The sequence below is a fragment of the Wolbachia endosymbiont (group A) of Ischnus inquisitorius genome, assembly GCF_964026985.1.
Lineage (GTDB): Bacteria > Pseudomonadota > Alphaproteobacteria > Rickettsiales > Anaplasmataceae > Wolbachia > Wolbachia pipientis.
On record NZ_OZ034715.1, the window covers coordinates 948453 to 972962 of the forward strand.

General features: G+C 35.3%; 25 protein-coding genes and 4 pseudogenes. 10 read left to right on the top strand and 19 right to left on the bottom strand.

Annotation, left to right across the window (positions count from 1 at the left end; all coding sequences use genetic code 11):
• The first annotated feature begins 203 nt into the window (after window positions 1–203).
• Entirely contained in the window at window positions 204–2714 is a 2511-nt protein-coding gene (mutS, locus tag AAGD90_RS04880) for a DNA mismatch repair protein MutS (protein ID WP_341821749.1), read from the top strand.
• A 678-nt stretch (window positions 2715–3392) separates the two neighbouring features.
• On the opposite strand, the gene AAGD90_RS04885 is transcribed toward mutS, so the two are convergent.
• Window positions 3393–4349: an IS5 family transposase gene (locus AAGD90_RS04885; protein ID WP_341821750.1), complete on the bottom strand. Its 957-nt coding sequence runs from the start codon at window positions 4347–4349 to the stop codon at window positions 3393–3395.
• A gap of 303 nt (window positions 4350–4652) precedes the next feature.
• Between AAGD90_RS04885 and AAGD90_RS04890 the strand changes: the two genes are divergently transcribed.
• The 3 genes from AAGD90_RS04890 (at window position 4653) to AAGD90_RS04900 (ending at window position 8486) form a co-directional block, all read left to right on the top strand.
• Window positions 4653–5831, top strand: coding sequence for a ribonuclease D (locus AAGD90_RS04890; protein WP_341822188.1), 1179 nt, complete (start codon window positions 4653–4655; stop codon window positions 5829–5831).
• Window positions 5832–6143: 312 nt separating this feature from the next.
• Window positions 6144–6731 carry a dephospho-CoA kinase gene (gene coaE / locus AAGD90_RS04895; protein WP_006280338.1) on the top strand — a complete coding sequence of 196 codons (588 nt, stop codon included), beginning with the start codon at window positions 6144–6146 and terminating at the stop codon, window positions 6729–6731.
• Window positions 6732–7082: 351 nt separating this feature from the next.
• Complete coding sequence (locus tag AAGD90_RS04900; RefSeq protein ID WP_341821751.1) at window positions 7083–8486, top strand: NAD(P)H-dependent flavin oxidoreductase; 1404 nt, start codon at window positions 7083–7085, stop codon at window positions 8484–8486.
• Between the two features lie 91 nt (window positions 8487–8577).
• Here AAGD90_RS04900 and AAGD90_RS04905 read toward each other — a convergent pair whose 3' ends face one another.
• Complete coding sequence (locus AAGD90_RS04905) at window positions 8578–8742, bottom strand: IS3 family transposase (RefSeq protein WP_010082072.1); 165 nt, start codon at window positions 8740–8742, stop codon at window positions 8578–8580.
• Between the two features lie 282 nt (window positions 8743–9024).
• Between AAGD90_RS04905 and AAGD90_RS04910 the strand changes: the two are divergent.
• Window positions 9025–10367 (top strand): annotated as a pseudogene (locus tag AAGD90_RS04910) (IS110 family transposase).
• Here the strand turns inward: AAGD90_RS04910 and AAGD90_RS07245 are convergent.
• From AAGD90_RS07245 to AAGD90_RS04925, 5 genes and pseudogenes are all read right to left on the bottom strand, one after another.
• Window positions 10300–10509 (bottom strand): hypothetical protein, encoded by a 210-nt coding sequence (locus tag AAGD90_RS07245; RefSeq protein WP_405197159.1) that lies wholly within the window; start codon window positions 10507–10509, stop codon window positions 10300–10302. The pseudogene AAGD90_RS04910 and the gene AAGD90_RS07245 sit on opposite strands and share 68 nt — an antisense overlap.
• Window positions 10510–10512: 3 nt before the next feature.
• Entirely contained in the window at window positions 10513–10710 is a 198-nt protein-coding gene (locus AAGD90_RS04915) for a hypothetical protein (protein ID WP_010082070.1), read from the bottom strand.
• A complete protein-coding gene (locus tag AAGD90_RS04920; protein WP_341821752.1) occupies window positions 10680–10871 on the bottom strand; it encodes a hypothetical protein in 192 nt (63 codons plus the stop codon). Before AAGD90_RS04920 ends, AAGD90_RS04915 begins: the two co-directional genes overlap by 31 nt.
• A 90-nt stretch (window positions 10872–10961) precedes the next feature.
• A pseudogene (locus AAGD90_RS07250) lies at window positions 10962–11063 on the bottom strand (hypothetical protein); the annotation flags it as partial.
• Window positions 11056–11888 (bottom strand): IS5-like element ISWpi1 family transposase gene (locus tag AAGD90_RS04925; protein ID WP_341821644.1). Its coding sequence is split into 2 segments (ribosomal slippage): window positions 11056–11519 and window positions 11519–11888, totalling 834 coding nucleotides; the frame shifts between segments, so codons are not numbered across the junction. The pseudogene AAGD90_RS07250 and the gene AAGD90_RS04925, both read right to left, overlap by 8 nt.
• 115 nt (window positions 11889–12003) lie before the next feature.
• Between AAGD90_RS04925 and AAGD90_RS04930 the strand changes: the two genes are divergently transcribed.
• Genes AAGD90_RS04930 through ruvC form a run of 4 tightly spaced genes read left to right on the top strand, consistent with a single transcriptional unit; the run spans window position 12004 to window position 14659 of the window.
• On the top strand, window positions 12004–12591 hold the full coding sequence (locus AAGD90_RS04930; RefSeq protein WP_223823049.1) for a TenA family protein: 588 nt from the start codon (window positions 12004–12006) through the stop codon (window positions 12589–12591).
• A gap of 44 nt (window positions 12592–12635) precedes the next feature.
• A complete protein-coding gene (locus tag AAGD90_RS04935; RefSeq protein WP_010962391.1) occupies window positions 12636–13295 on the top strand; it encodes a TenA family protein in 660 nt (219 codons plus the stop codon).
• A 47-nt stretch (window positions 13296–13342) separates the two neighbouring features.
• Complete coding sequence (locus AAGD90_RS04940; protein WP_006279354.1) at window positions 13343–14170, top strand: cytochrome c oxidase subunit 3; 828 nt, start codon at window positions 13343–13345, stop codon at window positions 14168–14170.
• Window positions 14171–14659 carry a crossover junction endodeoxyribonuclease RuvC gene (gene ruvC / locus AAGD90_RS04945; protein ID WP_038199503.1) on the top strand — a complete coding sequence of 163 codons (489 nt, stop codon included), beginning with the start codon at window positions 14171–14173 and terminating at the stop codon, window positions 14657–14659.
• Window positions 14660–14703: 44 nt separating this feature from the next.
• On the opposite strand, the gene ruvX is transcribed toward ruvC, so the two are convergent.
• The 4 genes and pseudogenes from ruvX to AAGD90_RS04965 all read right to left on the bottom strand — a co-directional run.
• Complete coding sequence (gene ruvX, locus AAGD90_RS04950) at window positions 14704–15171, bottom strand: Holliday junction resolvase RuvX (RefSeq protein WP_010082183.1); 468 nt, start codon at window positions 15169–15171, stop codon at window positions 14704–14706.
• A gap of 1009 nt (window positions 15172–16180) precedes the next feature.
• Entirely contained in the window at window positions 16181–17131 is a 951-nt protein-coding gene (locus tag AAGD90_RS04955; protein ID WP_338482200.1) for an IS481 family transposase, read from the bottom strand.
• Window positions 17132–17212: 81 nt separating this feature from the next.
• A protein-coding gene (locus AAGD90_RS04960; protein ID WP_341821644.1) for an IS5-like element ISWpi1 family transposase occupies window positions 17213–18045 on the bottom strand; the annotation gives its coding sequence in 2 pieces (ribosomal slippage) (window positions 17213–17676 and window positions 17676–18045; 834 coding nt in all).
• A gap of 164 nt (window positions 18046–18209) precedes the next feature.
• A pseudogene (locus tag AAGD90_RS04965) lies at window positions 18210–18632 on the bottom strand (phage tail tape measure protein); the annotation flags it as partial.
• Window positions 18633–18788: 156 nt separating this feature from the next.
• Here AAGD90_RS04965 and AAGD90_RS04970 point away from each other — a divergent pair.
• Window positions 18789–19621, top strand: a pseudogene (locus AAGD90_RS04970) (IS5 family transposase).
• A gap of 143 nt (window positions 19622–19764) precedes the next feature.
• On the opposite strand, the gene AAGD90_RS04975 reads toward AAGD90_RS04970, so the two are convergent.
• The 8 genes from AAGD90_RS04975 to AAGD90_RS05010 all read right to left on the bottom strand — a co-directional run bounded on the left by AAGD90_RS04975 (window position 19765) and on the right by AAGD90_RS05010 (window position 24510).
• The gene (locus tag AAGD90_RS04975) at window positions 19765–20022 is read right to left on the bottom strand and encodes a phage tail assembly protein (RefSeq protein WP_010405430.1); all 258 of its coding nucleotides are present in this window, start codon (window positions 20020–20022) and stop codon (window positions 19765–19767) included.
• Between the two features lie 83 nt (window positions 20023–20105).
• Window positions 20106–20387 (bottom strand): type II toxin-antitoxin system RelE family toxin, encoded by a 282-nt coding sequence (locus tag AAGD90_RS04980; protein ID WP_010082215.1) that lies wholly within the window; start codon window positions 20385–20387, stop codon window positions 20106–20108.
• Window positions 20371–20571: a hypothetical protein gene (locus AAGD90_RS04985; RefSeq protein WP_007303020.1), complete on the bottom strand. Its 201-nt coding sequence runs from the start codon at window positions 20569–20571 to the stop codon at window positions 20371–20373. The genes AAGD90_RS04980 and AAGD90_RS04985 overlap by 17 nt, the downstream gene beginning before the upstream one ends.
• A gap of 61 nt (window positions 20572–20632) precedes the next feature.
• Window positions 20633–21130, bottom strand: coding sequence for a phage major tail tube protein (locus AAGD90_RS04990; RefSeq protein WP_010082216.1), 498 nt, complete (start codon window positions 21128–21130; stop codon window positions 20633–20635).
• Between the two features lie 11 nt (window positions 21131–21141).
• The gene (locus AAGD90_RS04995; protein ID WP_341822189.1) at window positions 21142–22329 is read right to left on the bottom strand and encodes a phage tail sheath subtilisin-like domain-containing protein; all 1188 of its coding nucleotides are present in this window, start codon (window positions 22327–22329) and stop codon (window positions 21142–21144) included.
• On the bottom strand, window positions 22322–22882 hold the full coding sequence (locus AAGD90_RS05000; RefSeq protein WP_155968663.1) for a hypothetical protein: 561 nt from the start codon (window positions 22880–22882) through the stop codon (window positions 22322–22324). Before AAGD90_RS05000 ends, AAGD90_RS04995 begins: the two co-directional genes overlap by 8 nt.
• A gap of 6 nt (window positions 22883–22888) precedes the next feature.
• Window positions 22889–24319, bottom strand: coding sequence for a hypothetical protein (locus AAGD90_RS05005; protein WP_022626305.1), 1431 nt, complete (start codon window positions 24317–24319; stop codon window positions 22889–22891).
• The gene (locus AAGD90_RS05010) at window positions 24316–24510 is read right to left on the bottom strand and encodes a hypothetical protein (RefSeq protein ID WP_010962688.1); all 195 of its coding nucleotides are present in this window, start codon (window positions 24508–24510) and stop codon (window positions 24316–24318) included. Before AAGD90_RS05010 ends, AAGD90_RS05005 begins: the two co-directional genes overlap by 4 nt.

Here is a 24510-nt window from a genome sequence, read left to right on the forward strand (position 1 = left end):
CGCTGGAATGACAACTGTGTTTTTGCTTTTTTGTCATCAAATACTCCTACTCTTTATGTCATCCAAGTGTCCTGACTACTTGGATCCAAGAAATTTAATTGTTTTAAATTTTCCCCTCTATACACCTATTTAAAATTTATGTTATTCACATGTGCAATATAATCTATAATAACGTTTATCAATACAATATATTAAAAAATATTATGAGCTTCGTAAAAGAAAAAAACACCCCTGTGATGGAGCAGTATTTGAACCTGAAAGCTCAATACAAGGATCATCTGCTATTTTATAGGCTAGGAGATTTTTATGAGTTGTTTTTCGATGATGCTATTAAAGCTGCGAAATTGCTGAATATAGTGCTCACTAAGAGAGGTAATTCGTGTGGGCAAGAAATACCAATGTGTGGAGTGCCAGCACACAGTAGTGAGTCTTACCTGCACAAGCTAATAGATTTAGGATTCAAAGTAGCAATCTGTGATCAATTAGAAACTGCTGATGAAGCAAAAAAGAGGGGCTATAAATCCATAGTAAAACGTGATGTAGTGCGAGTTGTAACTCCAGGTACAATTATAGAAGATTCACTACTGGAGGATAAAAGCAATAATTATCTCGCGTCCATAGTTGAACAAAATGACGAATATGCTATTAGTTGGCTTGAATTATCGACGGGAAAATTTTTTCACACTTTAACGAGTTTGAAAGCTCTAGATAGTGATTTGTTGCGTATATCACCAAGAGAATTATTAATTTCTGAAAAATTCACTGAGGACGAAAAAATTAGATCGATTTTAAAAAATTATAAAATATCAATTACGCAACACGCACAGAGCTTTTTTGAGTATAGTAAATCTCACAGAACGTTATGCGAGTTTTATAAAATCAGGGAACTTGGGAGTATAGGAAATTTCAGCAAAGTAGAAATCATGGCGTGTGGTGCACTGCTTGAATATGTCAGAGTAACACAAAGGGGCTCTATTCCAAGGCTTGAATTCCCAAAAACCTATAAGCAACAAAATTTCATGCTTATTGATGCTTCAGCAAGGAGAAATCTTGAGTTATTTTCAACTCAATTTGGTGAAAAGAAAGGTTCACTAATTTCAGTTATTGATCATACAGTTACAGCTTCTGGTGGACGCCTGTTAAAACAAATGCTCGCTTCACCCCTTGCTTGCTCCAAAGCAATCAATTTGAGGATCAGTACCGCTCAATTTTTTGTAAATAATCATGATTCACGCAAAAAAATACGAGAGATATTATCTAACATTCCAGATATTGAGAGGTCTTTATCGCGCTTAATACTAGGGCGTGGTTCACCAAAGGATATGAACCTATTAAAAATAGGCCTAGGAAAAACTTTAGAGTTGTCTGAGTTTCTGTCTACCTTGCATAATTATTGTTTAAGTGAAAAATCAGAAATTAACTCTCAGATGTCATTCCAGTGCTTGACCAGAGAAAAGGAACCAGTGTCTACTACTCAGGTGATAAGTAGTGACGAAAGTGAACTAAGCACAATACATAAAAGCCTTGGCAATCATAAAGACCTATTTGAACTGTTAAATAGTGCTATACTTGATAATAACCTCAGTTCCGTGAAAGAAGGAGGATTTATTCACTCAAAATACAACTCAGAATTATCTGAGTTATCCTACATATTAAATAATAGTAATAAACTAATAACCAAACTCCGTGAATCTTATCGCGACCTAACTGGTATTGCCGCACTTAAAATATTACATAACAACATACTCGGTTATTACGTTGAAGTGTCGGCAAATCACAAAATAACTTCGGATATATTTATTCATAGACAAAGCTTAGCAAATAGCATGCGCTACACTACTAATGAATTGAAAGAACTAGAAAATAAAATTCTTACGGCACGTGATGCTGCAATCGGCTTAGAAATGAAAATTTTTAGTGAACTGTGTAGTGAAGTTGCTAAAGAGTCTGAAAAAATCGCTCTTGCTGCAAATGCTTTGGCAAAACTTGATATTAGAACCGCATTTGCAGAGCTTGCAGTGCAAAATAATTACGTAAAACCCATTATTGATGACAGCAAAGAGTTCAATATCTGTAGCGGAAGACACCCAGTGGTTGAAGTTAACGATAAATTCATTGCAAATAGCATCAATTTAGCTGGTATACGTCTAATTACTGGTCCTAATATGGCTGGAAAAAGCACTTTCTTGAGGCAAAACGCTCTCATTGCAATTTTAGCTCACATGGGGTCATTTGTGCCAGCAGAGAGTGCACATATTGGAGTGATTGACAAGATATTCAGCAGGGTTGGCGCAACGGATAATATAACAGCTGGTTATTCTACCTTCATGGTAGAGATGATCGAAACAGCAACGATAGTAAATCAGGCAACGGACCGTTCCTTGGTGATACTTGATGAAATTGGTAGGGGCACAGGGGTGTATGATGGATTATCTATTGCACAGGCGGTGATTGAACATATTCACAATGTAAATAAGTGCCGCGCCATTTTTGCAACTCATTATCATGAATTAACTAAAGTAAGCAAATACTTGAAGAACGTGAAATGTTTTTGTGTAAAAATAAGAGAGTGGAACGGAGAGGTTATCTTTCTACATGAAGTAATTGAAGGCATTGCAGATGAGTCATATGGAATACATGTAGCAAAACTTGCTGGTTTTCCTGATTCTGTTTTAAATAGAGCAAGTGAAGTGTTTGAGGAGCTGAAGGCTTAAATCATTATTATAAGTGAAGAATTACCTATACAATCGTGGTAGTAGCTATAGAAACGAAAAACTTACTTGACACCCTTCGCCAGCGCCCTTATCATGATAGTGAAGCTATTGTATTTGCTTTCGCCAATCTGCAGATTAAAAGGTAAGGATTACTTAATGTATCGGCGTCTTATGTTCAATTTTTTGCAGTATATAGATACTGTATGTCTTTACAAAACTTCATCTACATCTAGATTTTTATCTAAATAAGCTGAACGCGCTTATAAAGCGTTACAAGACATCAAAAAATGCCAATACTCGACAGAGATAGTAAAAGACTAGCTAACTCGGGGATTCTTTGTCTTTTTTTCTGCTTAGTAAATTTCTTAAACATTTGCAGCGTAAGTTAGTTGCAATTAAAAGCGGCTGAATCTCGCTTGTCAAGCGTTTAAAACATAAAAAACGCCAATATTTTAAAGCGGATAATAACCCCAGGGCTTCTTTTGCCTTTTTTTTTATTTGGTAAATTTCTTAATATTTATAGCTAAACGACAATCGTCATCCCGCAGCGGTATCTCTAGATCCCGCTGCGGGATGACAGTTCGCGGCGGTATGACGTAGAGTGCTGTCATTCCAGTGCTTGGCACTGGAATGGCTTTGTTGCATCGCTCTTCGGATAGTAGGTAACGCACAATAAATTTATGAAGCTATCTCAAATTTAGCCATACCAATATCAGTGAACTTATTGAGCAAATAGCATTTAACAAGTAGTTCCTTCTCTCTATTTGTCTCAGATTTATTCCTAAAACTAAACCCGAATGTTTGTTTCAGTTGCGAGAAAAAACTTTCTATATAAGATCTTTTTCCATAACTCATCTCTTTTTTCCACTTCTTTATACCATCTTCATCATATGACTTTATGAGCTTGACTGCAGAATTTCTCTCAGCCATATAGCCTAACTTTGGATGCTCTGCTGCGTTGTTTTTCGGAGGAATTTTCGTTTTTATACCATATTGATTACACAGCTTATAGAGCTTTTCTCTGTCATATGCCCTATCTGCATATAGTACTTTTATGACATACTGAAAATCGACTTCTTTTAGCAAATCACAAGCTCCATAGTGATCAGAGTAGACACCGTTACTGTATTTTACAGCTATGGCTTTTTTGCTGTTTGTATTCAACATTACATGCAATTTTCTTGTCTGTTCATAGCTGCGATACTTTCTATCTTCGCTATTTTCTTTGCTATGACCAGGAGTGTTGTTGTATATACTAATTCCTGTACTGTCTATAGCAATTTCGATATCTTCCATATTATTTTTATCAATTCTGCAATCATTGATCTTAATATTGAGTTTCTTAAACCTTCTTGATGATTGTGAATAGCTGATAACTTGCAAATTTTTCCCAATTTGCTCAAGGTATCCTGCTATAAACCCAACTGTTTGCCTCAGGCCTATTCTAAATAAACAAGTTATTATGTGCACCAAAATTACAATTTTATCGCTATAAATATTGTTGCCACCTGGTATTTTTGGACCATTCTCGTACCACTTTTCTATGGCTTCGTTGATATAATGAAAAATATTTCCTCTTTTTTCTAGAAATTTGTTATATTCGCTATGGTTACTGACCCTCATTTTTTGTGGCATATTTTTTCTTTCAAGGTTAAATGGCTATTTTATAATGAATTTTGTCAGTAGCCACCAGATTTTTTCAGTTGCTATGCAACAAAGCCCACTGGAATCCAGCCTTTATTATGCAGCCACTTGGTTGAAATTAAGTCTTCTAGATCCCAGTGTCAGCTACTTGGATGACAGGAGAAGGAAGCACTGGGATTGGGATGGAAAAGGCTATTTGTGTGATGCCAATGAGTGATAGAAAGTTCTGCAAGAAGTCATTAATTGCAAAAATTTAATATAAGTGGTAAAGTAGAACCACTGAATAAAAAACATATGTTAATTAATACAACGTCGGAGCTGGAGGACATATGTGAGGGGTTGATAGCAAAAAAGCCAAAATTTATAGCAGTTGACACGGAGTTCATTAGAAATAATTTAATCTACTACCCAAAATTATCGTTAATTCAAATTTCTTACGGAGAGAAGAGTTTTATTGTAGACGCATTAGTGCCAGAAATTGATTTATCATTCATTAAGAAAATAATGCTAAATCAGGGGATAACCAAAGTGTTTCATAGCTGCCGGCAGGATATAGAATCCTTACTCACTGTGTTTAAATGTATTCCCACTCCCATTTTTGATACCCAAGTTGCTGCTATGTTTTGTCATTATTATCATGACTTTATTGGTTACTCAAAAGTAGTGGAGCAATATCAAGGAATAGCACTGGATAAAATTAAAGCTAAAAATTCAGATTGGTTAAGGCGTCCGTTGTCCGAGGATCAGTTAGACTATGCAATAAACGACGTGATACACCTATATGACCTACACCAAATATTGTGCAATAAACTTGAAGAAAATAATAGGATGGGTTGGTTTCAAGAAGAGATGGAATCAATAGTTAATATAAATAAGTATTTACATAATCCAAAAGATGCATGGAAGAGGATGAAATTTAATTATGAAGTAAATCCAAGATTGATACTAACTGTTAAAGCAGTTAGTGAGTGGCAAGAAACCTTAGCACAGCGCTATAATATGAACCGTAATAAAATAATCAATAATGCTGTAATAGCTGGTTTTATTGAAAAAAATATAGAGCATGTTGATGAGATTTTAGATGATCTCAAGAGGAATGCAAAAAATATAAAAGATGCAGATTTACTAGAGTTTGTGAATATTTTTAATGAAAATGAGGGAAATTGGATGCAGCAAAACAATACCTTATCGAGTAATTATGACAAATCTGTACTTGATATACTCTCAATTATTTTAGATAGTAAATGTAAAGAAAGTAACATATCAAGGAAATTAGTTTCTTCAAAAGATGAGTTAACCGGGTCAATATCTAGACAGACAGATAAATTATTCAAGGGGTGGAGATATGATTTTTTTGGCAGGTCAGTTGAATCATTTTTGAACACAAGCTCAAAATTTGAGATTTCAGCAGTGAAATCCGCAAATAATATAACCAAAATTCAGAGTAATTTGGTAGAGAATAACTGTTGCTAAAGTAACTTAGATTTATCGACAATCGTCATCCCGCTACGTGTTAGCGGCTAAGAGATACCGCGGCGGTATGACGGTTAAGTAGGGTGTCATCCAAGTAGCCCAGACTACTTCGATCCAGGAAAATTGATTGTAAACGAGCAAACATTTTCGATAAAATTACCAAAAAGCTAGATCCCAGACTGGGATGACACCACCTACAAATTGCAATGTTCGTATAGTTATGTGCTTGACACTGGGATCTAGAAAATCTAGTTAATATATATAGAGAAACCTTAGCTATAGTTTCAAAAGAAGTCGAATGTATTTTGTTATATGATTATAAGTCTAACAGGCGGAATTGGGGTAGGAAAGAGCTTTGTAGCTAATTGCTTTCAAGAGTTTGGTGCTGTTGTATTTGATGCTGATTCTGTTGTACACCAACTTTATAAAGTGGATAAAAGCATAATAAGTTATGCAGAGAAAAATTTTCCTGGAGTGGTAGTAAATGGTGAAATAGATAGAACAGTACTGTCTAAATATTTCTTAGCCTACGATGAAAATTGGAAACAATTTCAATCTTTGGTTCACTCTGCTGTGCTGCGTGAATTAGAATTTTTTATTGCCAAGGAAAAAAAGATCGATAGAAAACTTTTAGTTTTAGATGTGCCACTTCTATTAGAAACAAAATTTTATTTATATTGCGACCTTATTGTTTTTGTTCATGCAGATAGCGTTGTGCAAGCTCAAAGACTTAACGAACGCAACATAGATAAAGAAAAGCTTAATCTAATCTCCGATGTTCAGTTATCTATTGAGGAGAAAAGGAAGATGAGTGACTTTATTATCGATACCAGTGTAAGCAAAGAGTATGTTTTTTCTCAAGTAAAAGATATAGTGGATTCATTAAACCTAAACACGTAGCTCTACGTCATACCGCCGCGGTATCTCTAGATCCCGCTAACAAGCAGCGGGATGACGGTTGTCAGGATCCCAGCAGCCTCCCTCCCCTGTCATCCAAGTAGCCCCCTATGGTGTCATCCAAGTAGCCCAGACTACTTGGATCCAGGAAAATTGATTGTGCACTATAGCAACATTTTTGATCAAAAACTGGATTCCAGTGTCAAGCACTGGAATGACACCCTTCCGATGGGAACTGCTCTCAAACTACAACAGCATGAGTAGCTATAGAAGCTTTAATGATACAAGAAAAAATAAACAGCTATCATTTTTTTAGTAATTAAGTAAAATAGAGTGAAAGATTGCGAGGAAGTTTTGAAAAATAAGATAAAAAAGATAGTAATTTCAGGAAAGGAAGTGTGGCCAATCATCGAAGGTGGTAAAGGCATTGCAGTTAGTGATGGGAGATCAAGCGGAGCATTTGCTGCAGCAGATGCTGTGGGTACATTTTCTGGTGCAAATGCTAAGCTTATTGATGATAATGGCGAGTTAGTGCAACTAATTTATAAAGGCAAAACAAGAAATGAAAAGCATAGTGAATTGATTGAGTATAGTATTGAAGCTGGAATTAGTCAGGCAAGAATAGCAAATGAAATATCAAAAGGTCATGGAAGAATACACATGAATGTACTTTGGGAGATGGGAGCAGCAGAACGCGTACTTCATGGCATATTAGAAGGAGCGAAAGGTTTGATTCATGGTATTACCTGCGGTGCTGGTATGCCTTATAGGCTTGGAGAAATTGCAGCTAAATATCAGGTTTATTATTACCCTATTATCTCATCGGTGCGTGCTTTTAAAGCATTATGGAAGCGTACTTACCAAAGAATATCTTCCTATTTGCTTGGTGGAGTAGTGTATGAAGATCCATGGCTTGCTGGAGGGCACAATGGACTCAGTAACAGTGAAGACCCAGAGCTACCACAGGCTCCATTTGAAAGAGTTGCAGAGCTTAGATCTTTCATGAACGAGGTCGGTCTCTCAGAAACACCAATTGTTATGGCAGGAGGAGTGTGGCATTTGAAAGATTGGGAACATTGGTTTGACAATCTGCAAATTGGACCAATAGCTTTTCAGTTTGGCACTCGTCCACTTTTGACGAAAGAAAGCCCAATTTCTGCAGAGTGGAAAAAGAAGCTACTCACTTTAGAAGAAAGTGATGTATTTTTAAATAAATTCAGTCCAACAGGGTTTTACTCATCTGCAGTAAAAAATAACTTCATACGTGAGTTGCATGAACGGAATTCACGTCAAATAAAGTTTTCAGAAAATGCTAGCGAAGAATTTAATAATGAATTTGCAATGGGTAGCAGAGGTAGAAAGATCTACCTTACTGCAAAAGACAAAGAACTGGCAAATACATGGACTAAAGCAGGGTATACAGAAGCAATGAAAACTCCAGATACAACTGTTATTTTTGTGACGCCAGGCAGGTTTGCAGAGATAAGACAAGATCAAATCAATTGTATGGGATGCTTAAGTCATTGTTTGTTTAGCAATTGGAAAGATCATGGTGACCATTCAACAGGACGAAAGCCAGATCCACGTAGTTTTTGCATACAAAAAACACTGCAAAACGTTATACACGATGGTGATATTGAGAACGAACTCATGTTTTCCGGGCACAATGTGTACAAATTTAAGCAAGATCCATTTTATGAGAATGGCTACGTACCGGCAGTAAAAGAACTGGTGGAAAGGATATTGACTGGGTATTGAGTCAGTGACCTTACCCAGAAAAAGTGGAGAGAAAGTGTGGAATGTTTTTTACAAAAAGAATGATGCATCAAATTGTTCTGGAATGCAATAGTTAATAGTGACGTTGTTTGTTATAAAAAATTTCTATGTATTCAAATATTGCAGTTCTAGTTTGTTGAGCAGAGTGTTGTGAAGTATCAATAAGTATTTCTCTTTTCAATGAGCTAAAGAAGCTTTCTGCAACAGAATTGTCGTAACAACAGCCTTTATTACTCATCTATATTCTTTACAGCGCCGAACGGATGAAGTCTGTTAAACCAGACAAAAAACTCCCTATCTAGATTTTCAGTAATAGTTAGGTATAATTTACAAGAAGCGCTCCTGCAGTTATAACCGAACTATGCAATGGTGCCTTAAGTGCCCGTTTTGCAGCGTGGTTTTGGAGGAAACGGTTAAACCATTGATGGAGTCCTTAGACTACCTCGGTTAGAAGAGTGTATTATTTAACCATTCCAAGCTGAAGCGCTTCACTATTGTAAATTATAAAGAGAAGGTTACCATGAAAAAAGCAAAAAGTAAATTAAAGATAGTCAATCCTGATACAGCGGGGATTGATATTGGTTCAGCTGTACATTACGCATGTGTACCAGAAGGAAGAGATGAACAACGTGTTCAAAAATTTGGCTGTTTTACTGAAGATCTTCATAATTTAGCACGGTGGTTAAAAAAGTGTAAAGTTACGACTGTAGCTATGGAATCTACTGGAGTATACTGGATCCCTTTGTTTCAAATACTTGAATCATCTGGGTTCGAAGTAAAATTGGTAAATGCAAAACATGTAAAGAACGTACCTGGAAGGAAGTCAGATGTTCAAGACTGTCAATGGCTTCAACAACTGCACAGTTACGGATTACTTCAGGGGTCATTTAGACCAGACAATCAAATATGTATACTGCGTAGTTATGTTAGGCAACGTAAGACTCTCACTGAAAGTGCATCTACGCATGTTCTACGTATGCAGAAGGCATTAATTCAAATGAATATTCAGTTACATAAAGTTATAAGTGATATTACTGGTGTTACTGGAATGCACATCATTAAAGCAATTGTAGAAGGTGAAAGGAACCCTGACAAACTGGCTGAGTTCAGGAGTCCAAATATTAAAAACAATAAATCCACTATTGCAAAAGCGTTATCTGGTGACTATAGGGAGGAGCACCTATTCACGCTAAGGCAAGAATTTGAACTATATAATATTTACCAAGAAAAAATAGCAGAGTGTGATAGAAATATTGAGGCCTATTATAAAACGTTTGAAACAAAGTCTTACGAAAGTAAACAGCTGAGTAAGGAAAAGAATAAGTATAGCAAAAGTAAGCCGGGTTTTGCTTTGCAGAACTGCACCGAGTAACTGGTATGGATTTTACTAAAGTTCCAGGACTTGATGTGCTAAGTATACAGACCATAATTTCAGAAACTGGTATAAACCATAATAAATGGTCAACAGAAAAGCACTTTTCATCGTGGTTAGGACTCAGCCCTGCCAATAAAATTACAGGAGAAAAAGTGTTTAGCACAAGAACGCGTAAAGTCATTAATCGTGCTGCGAATGCATTTCGAATGGCTGCTAATTCTGTAGGAAATAGTAAAAGTTCATTGGGTGCATACTACAGGAGATTAAAAAAACGATTAGGAGCGCCAAAAGCAATAACAGCTACTGCAAGAAAAATAGCATGCATATTTTATAGTATGCTCAAATACGGGCAGGAATATGTGGAAAAAGGAATGGAATACTATGAAACACGCTATAAAGATAGAACTGTGAAAAATTTGATCAAAAGAGCAAAGGAATTTGGCTATATCTTGGTAAAACAAGATAAACTAATAGAGGGAGTTTCTTAGAAGCTAAGAGATATTGATACCCTTGCGCAGTATATTGTGAACCTTGGTCACTGTGCAGCAGTAGATTTTTAACAGGTTTACGCCTATTAATGGCCATTAATAAAGAGTTCATAACCAATTGTTTATTTATTGCACTACTCATTAACTACCATACGTGAGAATTATTGCTGCCAAATATAGCCATCCCTCCTTGGTTTTGATGTAAGTAATCCCATACTTTATTTGGTTGATCAACAATAAAGTTTTGATCTAGTATATTGGGAGCTACAGCTCTATTATCTGTTTGTTGTTTTTTAATTTTAAACTTTCTTCTCAGTATAGCCCTGATGTCATTTTTCTGCATAATATAGCCTTTCTTATAATAGTCCGAATGCGATAAGATATGTGTTTATGGCTATAGCAGGCCAGTAGCATATTACGGTCTGTTCGGATTATTGTAAAAAGAGCTATAATAGTCCGAATGCGATAAGATATGTGTTTATGGCTATAGCAGGCCAGTAGCATATTACGGTCTGTTCGGATTATTGTAAAAAGAGCTATACTTTGCACCGTTTTCAAATTGCAACTTTTACCCAAAGCCTTCAATTCAGCATGAATTTTAGGAGCTCCATATCTACATTTAGAAACTTGATATATTTTTTGAATAGCTGCGAGTAGCTCTTTAGAGGTTGTCCGGAAACTAGTAAATTCAAGCATATTCCCTCTTTAACATAACCCTACTCATAGCTAGGTATATGAAATTCTCAGTGGATGTTGTGAGTAAATCATACTCCTTCGATAGCCTTCTATTCCTATTAACCCAAGCAAAAGTCCTTTCTACAACCCATCTTCTTGGCTGTACTTTAAACCCTTGTTCTCTTGTTGGTAGTAGCTCAGGTGGCGTATCTTTGTGCACCCAAAATCTACATGGAGGCCTTTTAACAATTTCAATATCTATGTCATATTCTTCCTTTATGTGATTCTTTAAATTTCTTCCTTGGTATCCCATGTCAGCCCACATTTTTTTAACTTTAGTATATTTTGTTCTCATATTGTTTAATGCTATTTTAATACCATCTCTATCATTTTCGTTAGCAGCGCCTACGTAACAACCTAGTATAAAACCCTGAGTGTCTGTAATTATATGCCTTTTTCTACCCTTTACTTTTTTACTTCCATCATAGCCTTTGATCCCCCCTTTTCTGTAGTCTTTACAGATTGACTATCTACTATACAGGCACTCGGCTGCTCATTCCTTCCTATTTTTCTTCTACTATATTTTGTAATTTCATAATTCATTTTCTCAAAAATTCCCTGCTTCTTCCATTGCCTGAACTGCTCATACACAGTCTTCCATAGCGGAAAATCATTTGGTAAATACCGCCATTGACACCCTGTACGCAATACATAGAAAATTGCTTCTAATATTTCTTTTTTGCTATACTTTTGCGGCCTTCCTCCTTTCTTGTATGATACTCTGAAGTGTTTTTCTATTCTTGCCCATTCCCTTTCGCTTAGATCTGTTGGATACTTTTTTCTCATCTTTACCCCGTACTAAAATTTCAGATATTATAGCCTTTTACTTGTTTCCGGACAACCTCTAAAAGAGTTTTCTGATCTTATTGATAAAATAAAAGAACACCCTTTTAATGTTGAATTGATAAATAATACATTAGATTATGAAAAATTCAAATTCTACCTTCAGCAGGATTTTCTGTATTGTATAGATTGCGCTCGTGCTTTTTTAATTGTTGCAGCTAGAGTTGATGATATTGAAATGATGAGTAGTTTAATCAATTTGGCACAAGGAGCATTTTATGTTCGAGAACAGTATAAAAAATATTTTGAAGATTGTGATCTATCTGATGATCACAAAAAGTCAAGAGCTTGTTCTGCCTTTACTGACTTTTTCATGAGTGCCGCATATCACAATTCTGTTAATGAAGCTTTAGTAGCATCTTATTCTTGCTTTAACATATACCAAATCGTTATACGCCATATGGTAAATGAGATAACAACTAAAGGGGTTAAAAATAACAAATACAAAGAGTGGATCAACATTTATAGTAGCGAAACAGTAAATGCTGTAATTGATGAGGTTACTGATATTACAAATAAGCTATATAAAAAAGCTAGTGACTGTGAAAAAAAGAGGATGTATGAGTTTTTTAAGAAAGGGCTGGAATTAGAAATAATGTTTTGGGATGAGGCATATTACTCTAATATATCTAGCAAAGAATATTAGCAGCGGATTATTTACGTTAACTTGATCTTTTATCGGTAACTACAGTGTTCAGTGGCATAATTAGGAGCTGTTACGGGTCAAATCTTTTAAAGGATATAATTGAGCATCCTTTTAATGTTGAGTTAGCGAATAACACCCTAAATATAGAGAACTTCAAATTCTATGCTCAACAAAAGACGTTGTTCTTAGGTGATTATATTCGTACCACCTTAATTACTGCATCCAAAATGGAAGATTATAGTAGTATTATCTCGCTTGCTGAAGTAGCCCAAAGAGTAGTGACTGTTAATAGAATGCTATATGACTACTACTTTACTATGTACGGTATAAGTCGCGAAAAGAAATCTCTTGAGTGTTTTAATTTCACTAATTTTCTTTTATCCATCTCGCATAGTAATACCTATGAGGCTATGACGGTTTTGTATTCTTGCATGTTTATATACGAGACTGTCGTTGATAGCATGAAAAATAGATTCAAGAAAAATAATAGATATAGGGATTGGTTTAATTTTTGTTACAGTGATTCAGTAAAGTCTGGATGCATTATTTTGGAAAATATTGTTGATGGATATTGCAGCAGAGCAAGAGAAAACGAAAAGAGCAGAATGCTTGAGTTGTTTAGAATAACTGCACAATTTGTGTTAGATTTTTTGAACGGTGCATATAATTTTTCAAGATTCAATCAATTTCCTAAGGAACATTGACAATTTTAAGCTAATTTGTATCCTTAATAAGTATTTTTTAAAATGCTATGAAAAGTAAAGAACATGATTTTCATTTAGTGGATCCAAGCCCTTGGCCAATTGCTGTATCAGCAGCAATTCTTATTCTTGCACTTGGATTAGTTGGCGCGCTTCATAAACAAATTGTCGGAATGTTTTGTTTAGTTTTGGGAATCTCCGCAGTATCAGGGGTGCTGTTTTATTGGTGGAGAGATGTAATAAGGGAGGCCATTTATGACAAATGTCACACTGCCATTGTAAAACATGGACTCAAATTTGCAATGTACTTGTTTATTCTCTCGGAGGTCGTATTTTTTATAGTGTTCTTTTGTTCATTCTTTAAAGCCTGGCTTGATCCAGTTTTTTTATTTGAGGCGTTTTCTCCTGCAAAAAAAGTTGAATGGCCCCCTGAGGGAATTTTGCCACCTGATCCGTGGTCACTACCATTCATGAATACATTAATATTATTGCTTTCTGGTACAACAATTACTTGGGCAAATCACTCTTTACTTAAAAATGATAAAAAGAGCATGATTAAAATGCTGTCCATAACTATATTGCTTGGAGTTTTTTTTATAATAGTGCAAGCAATAGAGTATCATGAAGCGAGTTTTTCTCTACAAGAAACAGGAGAAAAGCTTATTTATACATCCAATTTTTATATGATTACCGGTTTTCACTGCGCACACGTTATAATAGGAATAATATTTTTATCAGTGTGTTTATTTAGAGCACGGAAAGGCCAATTTACACTTCAGGACCATTTGTGCTTTGAGTTTGCCTCCTGGTATTGGCACTTTGTAGATGTAGTCTGGATATTTTTATTTTTGTTTGTCTATTGGTTAAGCGTTTATTAAGTGGTTAAAATAATAGGTCTAGATCCAGGAATAAGCAAGACTGGGTGGGCCATTATCAGCCTGAACGAAAAAAATAATATTGAATTTTTGGGCGGCGGTACCATATCAACTGATGGTAAATTGGGTACAGGTGAACGCCTACATATAATTTTTGAACAATTAAAGAAAGTAATTTCCCTATACTCTCCGAATGAAGCTGCGGTGGAGAAAATTTTTGTTAATAAAAATCCTAAATCTTCACTAACTTTAGGATATGCAAGAGGGGTTGTAATTTTAGCGTTAAAAATAACAAAGCTAACTATGAATGAATATGATGCAAACTATGTAAAAAAAAGCATTACCGGAAATGGCCATGCTGATAAGGATCAGATTATATTTATGGTGAAGCAAATAGTTAAAAATTTGAGTATAAAATGCCACCATGCTGCTGACGCTCTTGCTGTAGCAATTTGTCATGCTTATACGAAAGGTTCTTGTTTTGTTGAATAACTTTTATATGGGATTCAGTTTGAAGATTTCCAGATCTGGAAAAACTATTTGATTGTATTTATCTTGTCTAACGTTCGTTGCAAAATAATACATGCGGAGATTTTATCATCTATTTTTTTCGATTTTGTGATTGATATTCCAGTAATTTTTAGTGTATGAGTTGCGATAGATGTTGAGAAGCTTTCGTCTTGTAAGTATATATTTACTTTATATTTTTTTATTATTTTATTTGCGAATTGGATTATAGTTTTACACCATTTAGTTTCTTGCTCGTCCATTTTTAATGGTAGTCCTATTACCATTGATCCAGATTCATTTTCTTTGAATATTCTATGCAGATAACCTAAATCTTTGCTCATATTTTTTCTGTGATATATGCTATGAGCTGTGGCTATGAGCTGTGTTTTATCGCTAAATGCTATGCCTATTTGCTTTTCTCCCATGTCAAGGCACATTATGCGCTTATCTTTTGGAATAGACTTTAGAAACTCATCTGGATTTCTATGTAGCATCTATTAGACTTCCTTTAAAGTGACCTTACCAAAAAAGTGGAGAGAAAGTTAAGAAAATTTTTTACAAAAAGAATAATGAATCAAATTGCTCAGGAATGCAATAGACTTCTTGCATAACCCAAACTAAGTAGAAAAAAGGTATCATCTAAGTAGCTGACACTGGTTTCCATCCAAAAGGGCAGTGCCCCTATAATGTCATTCCAGTGCTTGACACTGGAATCCAGACTTTAATTGTTATACTTGTAAATAAGTCTGGTGAGAATAGACGTTCATCTCAAAATGCAGTATTTTTGTTGAAATAGCTCAACTGGATTCCAGCGTCACGCGCTGGAATGACACCTTTGTGTTTGCATAGCTGTACGAACATTGTGATTTGAGAGCAATCTCCACAAGGGAGGATGTCATTCCAGTGCCCAGACACTGGAATCCAGGAAAAAGAATGGTGTCATCCAAGTAGCTGACACTGGGATGGCTTTGTTGCATCGCTAGCTATGATGGATTAAAGATAAAAAAGATAGGGAATATCAGTAGCTTATTATTCTGGTATTTATAACAAGAACGGTCAATGAATACCTAAATTTGAGTAAAAGAAATTTCACTACCATTTACCAATCCGGCTAAAATTCAAGAATTTCAATGCTTTAGCTATTTTCAATAGAATTAAATTTATTAATATAAATAACAAATTACTATTCTTAAATTTGATCAGATTGATTGCAAAAAAACAAGATTTTCAATAGGTTGCTTATAATCCTAACTATAGTTAGCCTTTCATAAGTAGCGATGCAACAAAGCCCACTGGGATCCAGAAGACTTAATTTCAACCAAATAATAAAGGCTGGATCCCAGTGCTTGGCACTGGAATGACAGCAATCCTACGTCATACCGCGATTCATTCGCGGTATCTCGGCCGCTAACAAGTAGCGGGATGACGGTTATCGTTTAGCTACAAACATTAAGAAATTTACCAAACGAAAAAAAAGGCAAAAGAAGCCCCGTGGTTGGCTAATTAGATGTATGGTCCCAGAGTGTGATGGTGTGGATTTAGTATAAATAATTCTGGAGACTGTGTCCACTGATAACATATAAATTCATAAGGAGTAAGACCCTTAAGAGTTTTGAGTCTCTTTGCATAATTATAAGCCATAACAAAGTTATAAAGGTGTTCTTTAAGTTGCTGGTGCGATTGATAGTAATACTTCTTAACTGTAGCATCCTTTAAAGTTTTATTCATACGCTCGACTTGCCCATTCGTCCAAGGATGGCTAACTTTTGTCAAACGATGTTCAATAACATTCTCTTCGCAAACTCTATCAAATATATGTTGGAAAGCATACTTATGACGCTTCTGGTTTGTAAATTGTATACCGTTATCTGTCAAAATAGTATGGATTTTATACGGTAAAATTCTAATCAAATTACGTAAGAACTCAGCAGCTATGGGTTTTGTAGCACTGTTACACAACTCAACATAGGTAAATTTGGATGTCCTATCAATAGCAACAAACAAATGTAATTTGCCCTCCTCAGTTCTAACTTCAGCAATATCAATATGAAAGTAACCGATAGGATATTGTTTGAATTTCTTTTTTGACTTAACTTCTCCATCAACAGTTGGTAATCTGCTAATGTTGTGTCTTTGTAAACAACGATGCAAGCTAGAGCGAGTCAAATGCGGAATTGTAGACTGCAGAGCGTAAAGGCAATCATCTAGTGGCAGTAGTGTATACTTGCGAAATGTAACTATTATAGCTTCCTCTTCTAGCGTTAAAACAGTTGATCTTGGATGCTTTGGACCCATATCAGCATCTTTCGTAAATGAACGTTTTCTCCACTTAATAATAGTTTTTGGATTAAGGTTATAATGCTTGGAGAGTTTTGCTATGCTCTCTTTTCTATTTTGTATTGCTCTACGAATCGTCTGTGTTGTTTTGGCGCACCCATGTAATATCTGTCCCATAATGACTCCTTAAATGATGATGATAGTATACCATCACTCTCTGGGACCATACAATTAGAGGTTGTCCGGAAACTAGTAAATTCAAGCATATTCCCTCTTTAACATAACCCTACTCATAGCTAGGTATATGAAATTCTCAGTGGATGTTGTGAGTAAATCATACTCCTTCGATAGCCTTCTATTCCTATTAACCCAAGCAAAAGTCCTTTCTACAACCCATCTTCTTGGCTGTACTTTAAACCCTTGTTCTCTTGTTGGTAGTAGCTCAGGTGGCGTATCTTTGTGCACCCAAAATCTACATGGAGGCCTTTTAACAATTTCAATATCTATGTCATATTCTTCCTTTATGTGATTCTTTAAATTTCTTCCTTGGTATCCCATGTCAGCCCACATTTTTTTAACTTTAGTATATTTTGTTCTCATATTGTTTAATGCTATTTTAATACCATCTCTATCATTTTCGTTAGCAGCGCCTACGTAACAACCTAGTATAAAACCCTGAGTGTCTGTAATTATATGCCTTTTTCTACCCTTTACTTTTTTACTTCCATCATAGCCTTTGATCCCCCCTTTTCTGTAGTCTTTACAGATTGACTATCTACTATACAGGCACTCGGCTGCTCATTCCTTCCTATTTTTCTTCTACTATATTTTGTAATTTCATAATTCATTTTCTCAAAAATTCCCTGCTTCTTCCATTGCCTGAACTGCTCATACACAGTCTTCCATAGCGGAAAATCATTTGGTAAATACCGCCATTGACACCCTGTACGCAATACATAGAAAATTGCTTCTAATATTTCTTTTTTGCTATACTTTTGCGGCCTTCCTCCTTTCTTGTATGATACTCTGAAGTGTTTTTCTATTCTTGCCCATTCCCTTTCGCTTAGATCTGTTGGATACTTTTTTCTCATCTTTACCCCGTACTAAAATTTCAGATATTATAGCCTTTTACTTGTTTCCGGACAACCTCTTATAGCCTTTCTTATAATAGTCCGAATGCGATAAGATATGTGTTTATGGCTATGGCAGGCCAGTAGCATATTACGGTCTGTTCGGATTATTGTAAAAAGAGCTATAATACTTCAATAGAAGAGCCAAGTTTATGTTGGTCACTTACTAAGTACTTAATATTTCTTCCACTTTTTCTTACTTCTTCATTAAATGAATGCAAAGCATCTCTCTTTTTCAAATATGCTTCTTTTGCTTTTATTGCAGAGGTTTTGGCCTTGTCAAATTCTGCTTTTAAAGTTTTGCTCGGTTTCTCTATTGCCTTCATTTGTTTAGCTAAAGATTTTACTTGATCTTCAAAGCCTTTCCATGACCTCTTGCTAGTCAAAACATCATGACCTAACTGCTTAAACTTTGATACTGATTTTAAAGATGAGTCAAGCTTTCTTATATTCTCACCAAGATGAGTAAGTTGACTGCTACTTCCTTTTATTACAGTACTGAAACTGCCATCTAAAACTGCTCCGATTTTTATAGATAATGTTGACATTGTACCTTCCTCGCTGCTTTATGCCATAAGATAAATTCATTAATCTCCATATCAAGTATTTGTTCAACCCCGCCTCCTACAACAGAGCTGAACATTAGAGGTTGTCCGGAAACAAGTAAAAGGCTATAATATCTGAAATTTTAGTACGGGGTAAAGATGAGAAAAAAGTATCCAACAGATCTAAGCGAAAGGGAATGGGCAAGAATAGAAAAACACTTCAGAGTATCATACAAGAAAGGAGGAAGGCCGCAAAAGTATAGCAAAAAAGAAATATTAGAAGCAATTTTCTATGTATTGCGTACAGGGTGTCAATGGCGGTATTTACCAAATGATTTTCCGCTATGGAAGACTGTGTATGAGCAGTTCAGGCAATGGAAGAAGCAGGGAATTTTTGAGAAAATGAATTATGAAATTACAAAATATAGTAGAAGAAAAATAGGAAGGAATGAGCAGCCGAGTGCCTGTATAGTAGATAGTCAATCTGTAAAGACTACAGAAAAGGGGGGATCAAAGGCTATGATGGAAGTAAAAAAGTAAAGGGTAGAAAAAGGCATATAATTACAGACACTCAGGGTTTTATACTAGGTTGTTACGTAGGCGCTGCTAACGAAAATGATAGAGATGGTATTAAAATAGCATTAAACAATATGAGAACAAAATATACTAAAGTTAAAAAAATGTGGGCTGACATGGGATACCAAGGAAGAAATTTAAAGAATCACATAAAGGAAGAATATGACATAGATATTGAAATTGTTAAAAGGCCTCCATGTAGATTTTGGGTGCACAAAGATACGCCACCTGAGCTACTACCAACAAGAGAACAAGGGTTTAAAGTACAGCCAAGAAGATGGGTTGTAGAAAGGACTTTTGCTTGGGTTAATAGGAATAGAAGGCTATCGAAGGAGTATGATTTACTCACAACATCCACTGAGAATTTCATATACCTAGCTATGAGTAGGGTTATGTTAAAGAGGGAATATGCTTGAATTTACTAGTTTCCGGACAACCTCTTATAGCCTTTCTTATAATAGTCCGAATGCGATAAGATATGTGTTTATGGCTATAGCAGGCCAGTAGCATATTACGGTCTGTTCGGATTATTGTAAAAAGAGCTATAATACTTCTAATCTCAAGTTTTTTGGATAATCGGTGAAAAAAAATCCTTTAATACCTCTTGAATTTTCACATAATCAGCAATATCTAACTCTTCAATTGCTTCTTTTGCAACTGATGTCAAATTGGCAGTCAAAGTTACTTCTTTACTAAGGTCACTACCATTTAAGCGTTCAATTGCAAGATAGTCTCTAACTTTTGGACGTCTAACAGTAAGTTCTGAGACAGAAATTCCATCAACTGTTATTGGGTTATTAAGTGTTATAGCTTGCATGTTCCTCCTTAAAAAGTTAATTAAATAAAAGTCTATATCGGCTTTTACATAACTAATTTCTTTGTATGGTGCTATAAATAGGATTAGCTTTGATAAGAATCTTTTCTGTGTTCAATTGAAGTAATAACTACTGTATGTTCTGGTACATCTATATAATAAAGTATACGATAGGTACTCACCCGTAGACTACGTTGTCCACTTAAGTTATGCTTTAATGGCTTTCCAAGTCCAATTGGATCAACTGTTAGACGCTCCATTATTGCCTTCTTAATCATTAACTTTACTTTTGCTGGAAGAGCCGGAATGTCTTTCTTTATAACAGATTCTGAATAGTCTATATTGTAAGGCTTAATCCCAGAAGGCATCTTGATGTTTAACCCTCTTTTCTTTATAGCGTTCGTCAGCAATCTTAGATAATTCCATATCTTCAATTTCTTCTTCCATTAATTCAGTTAATAACTTTAAAACGGACTTGTCTTGAGATTGTGCTACACTAACAAGTAAACCAGTTAGCTGCTCTATGGAATTTGTATGAGCTTTAGAATCCATATTAACTATATACCTACAACTTCTTATATTTTAACATTTTTATGTAATTTTGTCAACCATATTAGATCCCTAGAATCGTTTGTAGCAAGGCCATTTGATCAACGCCATTTATCTTTCTAATCATATTTTCAGCATCGATCTCTATTAATTCATTACCACCTATAGTAAGTTTATAATAATGGGCAGCTACAGTACACTTCAGCGTTGCTTTCTCAGCAGGTTTCCAGTTGCCAAAGTCAAACTCTTTAAAAATGCCTCTTAAATTGATTATTACTGCTTCAATATCATTACCTTGCATTCCTCCACGGAGCGTTAAAGATACTGAGTTTCCATCTATCAAGCCAAAAAGTCTAAATAGTTCTGAATCATACTCAGCAAAAGTAAAGTCTGCTTCAAGCTTTTCCATGCCCATGTCAATATTTATTGGAATATCCATACCACCAGCTCTGTACTCTTCGGTTTTTATGGTAAGCTTCGGCAAGGTTATTTCATCTATTTTTCCTGCATAACCACGACCATCTACAAATACGTTAAAATTTCTCAGTATTTTGGGTAACACTTCGCTTTCTCCTAACTTATTACACTATTATTTACAAGATGGGATCTGAATATTATTTGCTCAGCTGGATATGGCGGTGTAAACTCAAAATCAAAAGACACTTTTCCGCTTGCAATATTTGCCGGTGTATTGAGTTCGGGAGTTGCATAACATTTTCCACTGATAATTGCTCCTTGCGCTTTTAAACTTGCAAGGTAAGAATTCACCCCCTCAATCACATCATCTATATAAGTTTTGGTGATATTGCGATCAACTGCCCATAAATGAGCTCGAAGTAGACTATCATTGATTAAATCTGCAGTCCTTCTCACTGACAGAAAAGCCCATTTTGAGTCATTTGAACATGTTCTATTTCCCCAAAGCCTATAGCCGTTTTGATGAATTATCGTTGTTACTTCATTTTCATTTAAGTGGTTTGCTCTACAATTTGCATAACCTAAGCTAAAATCAATAGGCCTGCTTGTGCCAACAATACCATTTATCTCTTTATTTGAAGGTGAATGCCAGAAGCCTTGTTCGCTGTCTATTTTAGCTATTAAACCAGCTACAAATGGACTCGATGGCAAGATTTTTTCTTTTCCTTCAATAAATAACTTAATCCATGGGTCAACTACGTAAACTCTTGAGCTGCCTACACTTTTTCTCCATTTTATTGCTTCTTCATCATTAGTATTTGGTCCGTCTGCAACAATAATTGCTCTTAATTTTTCTGCTATGGAAATTAAAGCACTCACTACTGGATTTACTCCATCTATTTCAGGTAACTGATGAGTAAACTGAGGTGCAATTAATATTCTTGGAGCAACATGAACTATACTTTCACTACTGAGGAATGCCTCTATCCCTTGATATTCTCCAGTCTCTTTATCAACTCCACCGATTATACTTTGAATAGTTTCACTTTCTTTGAGCTTTGGATCGCTGTTTTCACTTTCTTTAACTCGAATAACTACTACTGTTGCACCAATCTGGGAAAATATTCCATTTATTGCAGAAGGTAAACTGCCACTCTTTCCGAGCTTTGCTGCTTCCTTTAAGCTTCCTGCAACTAACACTGGTTTATTTAGCGGAAATTTTTGCTCATCTGCTTCAGGTGCAGTACCAATTACACCTATCACTGATGATTTAGCTGTACGTACTGTCTTTGCTCCTGAGGTTACCTCAATAACATTTACGCCATGTAAAAATTCTTCAGCCATTTCTTTGTATTTTTTTCCTGAAATCATCTAGCAAAGTCTGTAGCTCATTTTCACTTTTGGCTTCTTCAATCTTTCTTTTGGCTAAATCTTCAAGCTCTTCACATTTAATTATTGCTTTTACTGCTTTTTTCACTTTTTCCTCAATTATTCTTGCCATTTCAATAACCGTAATACCACGGACTTTTGCTAAAGGTTCTATAATTTCTTTATCCTTTTCATCTATAGATTCTGGTGCTGCTAGAATGCTTTTTGCGGCTTCCGCTTGAATCTCATAAGATTTAGCTTTTTGGTGAGAATGACCTGCATATTGGTGAGTATGATTATCATAATAGAAACGCATACTATCAAATGCACAAAGCTTCGCATTATCCAGTAACTCCTTTTGTATATCTTCTTTAGTACGCTGAGCAATTTTTCCTCCTTCTGTTAAACAATAGCTTTTTTGCCAATCAAAATCTTCTGGTGCTTCATACCAATCATTTTCAGTTGGCTTGCTTTCAAGTGTTGTTGTTTCTACTTGTTTATCATTTTCAAATCTAATGTAGATAGACATTGTTTGTTACCTCCAAATCTCATACGTGTTAGATAATCCTGGACATTGCCAACCCCTGAGCGTCCTTTCCACATCTACCTCAAGCCCTGTGGTGAGAAAATTGCTACGTATGTTATAAATCCCCCACTGAATAAATTGACCATAGTTGTGTACATAATTTGATGCAAGCATACCTTGACTAACTTGTGTTCTGGAATACAGATAAGATGATGTGTAAAGTAATATTGCAACTGTTTTTCCTGCTGGAATCTCCACATTACCAGATCCGGCTAACTTGCTATCAGAACTCGTGTATTGGTAAACATTTTTCCATACTATTTTTGAAATACTTGATTTATTAGAATTAGTGTTATCAGGAGTTCCCACAAATAATCCTGCTCCCCCATACTCCGTACTCGAATACGATGATCCAACAAATTCCATTGTCTTATTTATGTTCACATTGGTTGTATTTTTTACAAATACTACTCCAAGTGCAGCATACGGGTAATAGTATATCTCATCATAACTACCCGAAAAACTTTTTGTGCATAACTCTCCGTAAATAAATGTTCCTTTACTTCCCTCTATAAAACTTAGTTGTCTTGGCCGATAAAAACTAACGTAATCTGTATTGTACGTATGGCTACCTGCTAGTAGTTGTAACATATAGTCAGTTTTTGTTATATCACTACTCCACTTTCCAAGCTCTGTCGTAAAAGTTCCGTGGCCAAAATAATTATTTTTTCTGCCAAGTACACCAAATAAGAAAGGTAATGACCCTGGTTCAACCATGTTGCGCTTTCTTATTTCATTTATAAGAGACGCTTTTAACTGTTCATCCCGAGTTTTTACCTCATTCAGGATGTTTTCAATTCGAGTTTCTATTTCCCTAATAATTGATGAGCCACTTGGCACATCATTAACAGTACGGAAGTTATTCACTAAACCTTTAAGACCATCTTTATGACTGTTACTAATGCTATTTATTGCTGCAATATTGGCATTCTTTCTCGTATCAAGTAGCGATAAATTTGTTGTTCCTTTTTCATCAATTCTCTTTAATAACTGCTTCTCTGATTCAGAGATCACTGCTAAAGAACTAGCTTTTTTATTATCCAGATCAGTTAAGTGTTTTTTTGCACTATCAAGAAGTTCTTTTAGCTTACCATCTGTCATCTGTACAATTTCAGAAACTGCACTTTTGTCGATTATTGATTCCAATGCTTTAGCAAGATATGCTAATTGATCTGGTGTACTGTTTTCTGCTAAATCCTTAAGCCTCTTTTGTAGTGCATCAATTATTTCTTTTACTTTAGTCATTTGCGCAATATCAGAAATAGCTTTTTTATCTGCTATCAATTCCAGCGATTTTGCAAGATATGCCAGTTGATCAGGTGTGCTACTTACTGCTAAATCCTTTATCCTTTGATGTAACGCTTCTATTGCTTCTTTCATTCCCAAAAATTCAAAAAAGTTTCAAATCTAAATCGTTCAAAATTACTTTTAAGTTGATTATGTTTATTTTCTCTATTACTCATATCCTCATCTACTTTTTCTATAGCTCTGCGAATACGTACTACATCTTCCACTGCAATATTCTCTGGGTGTGGCAAAGGATATCCGCGCCTCGTTTCATCATTTGGCAT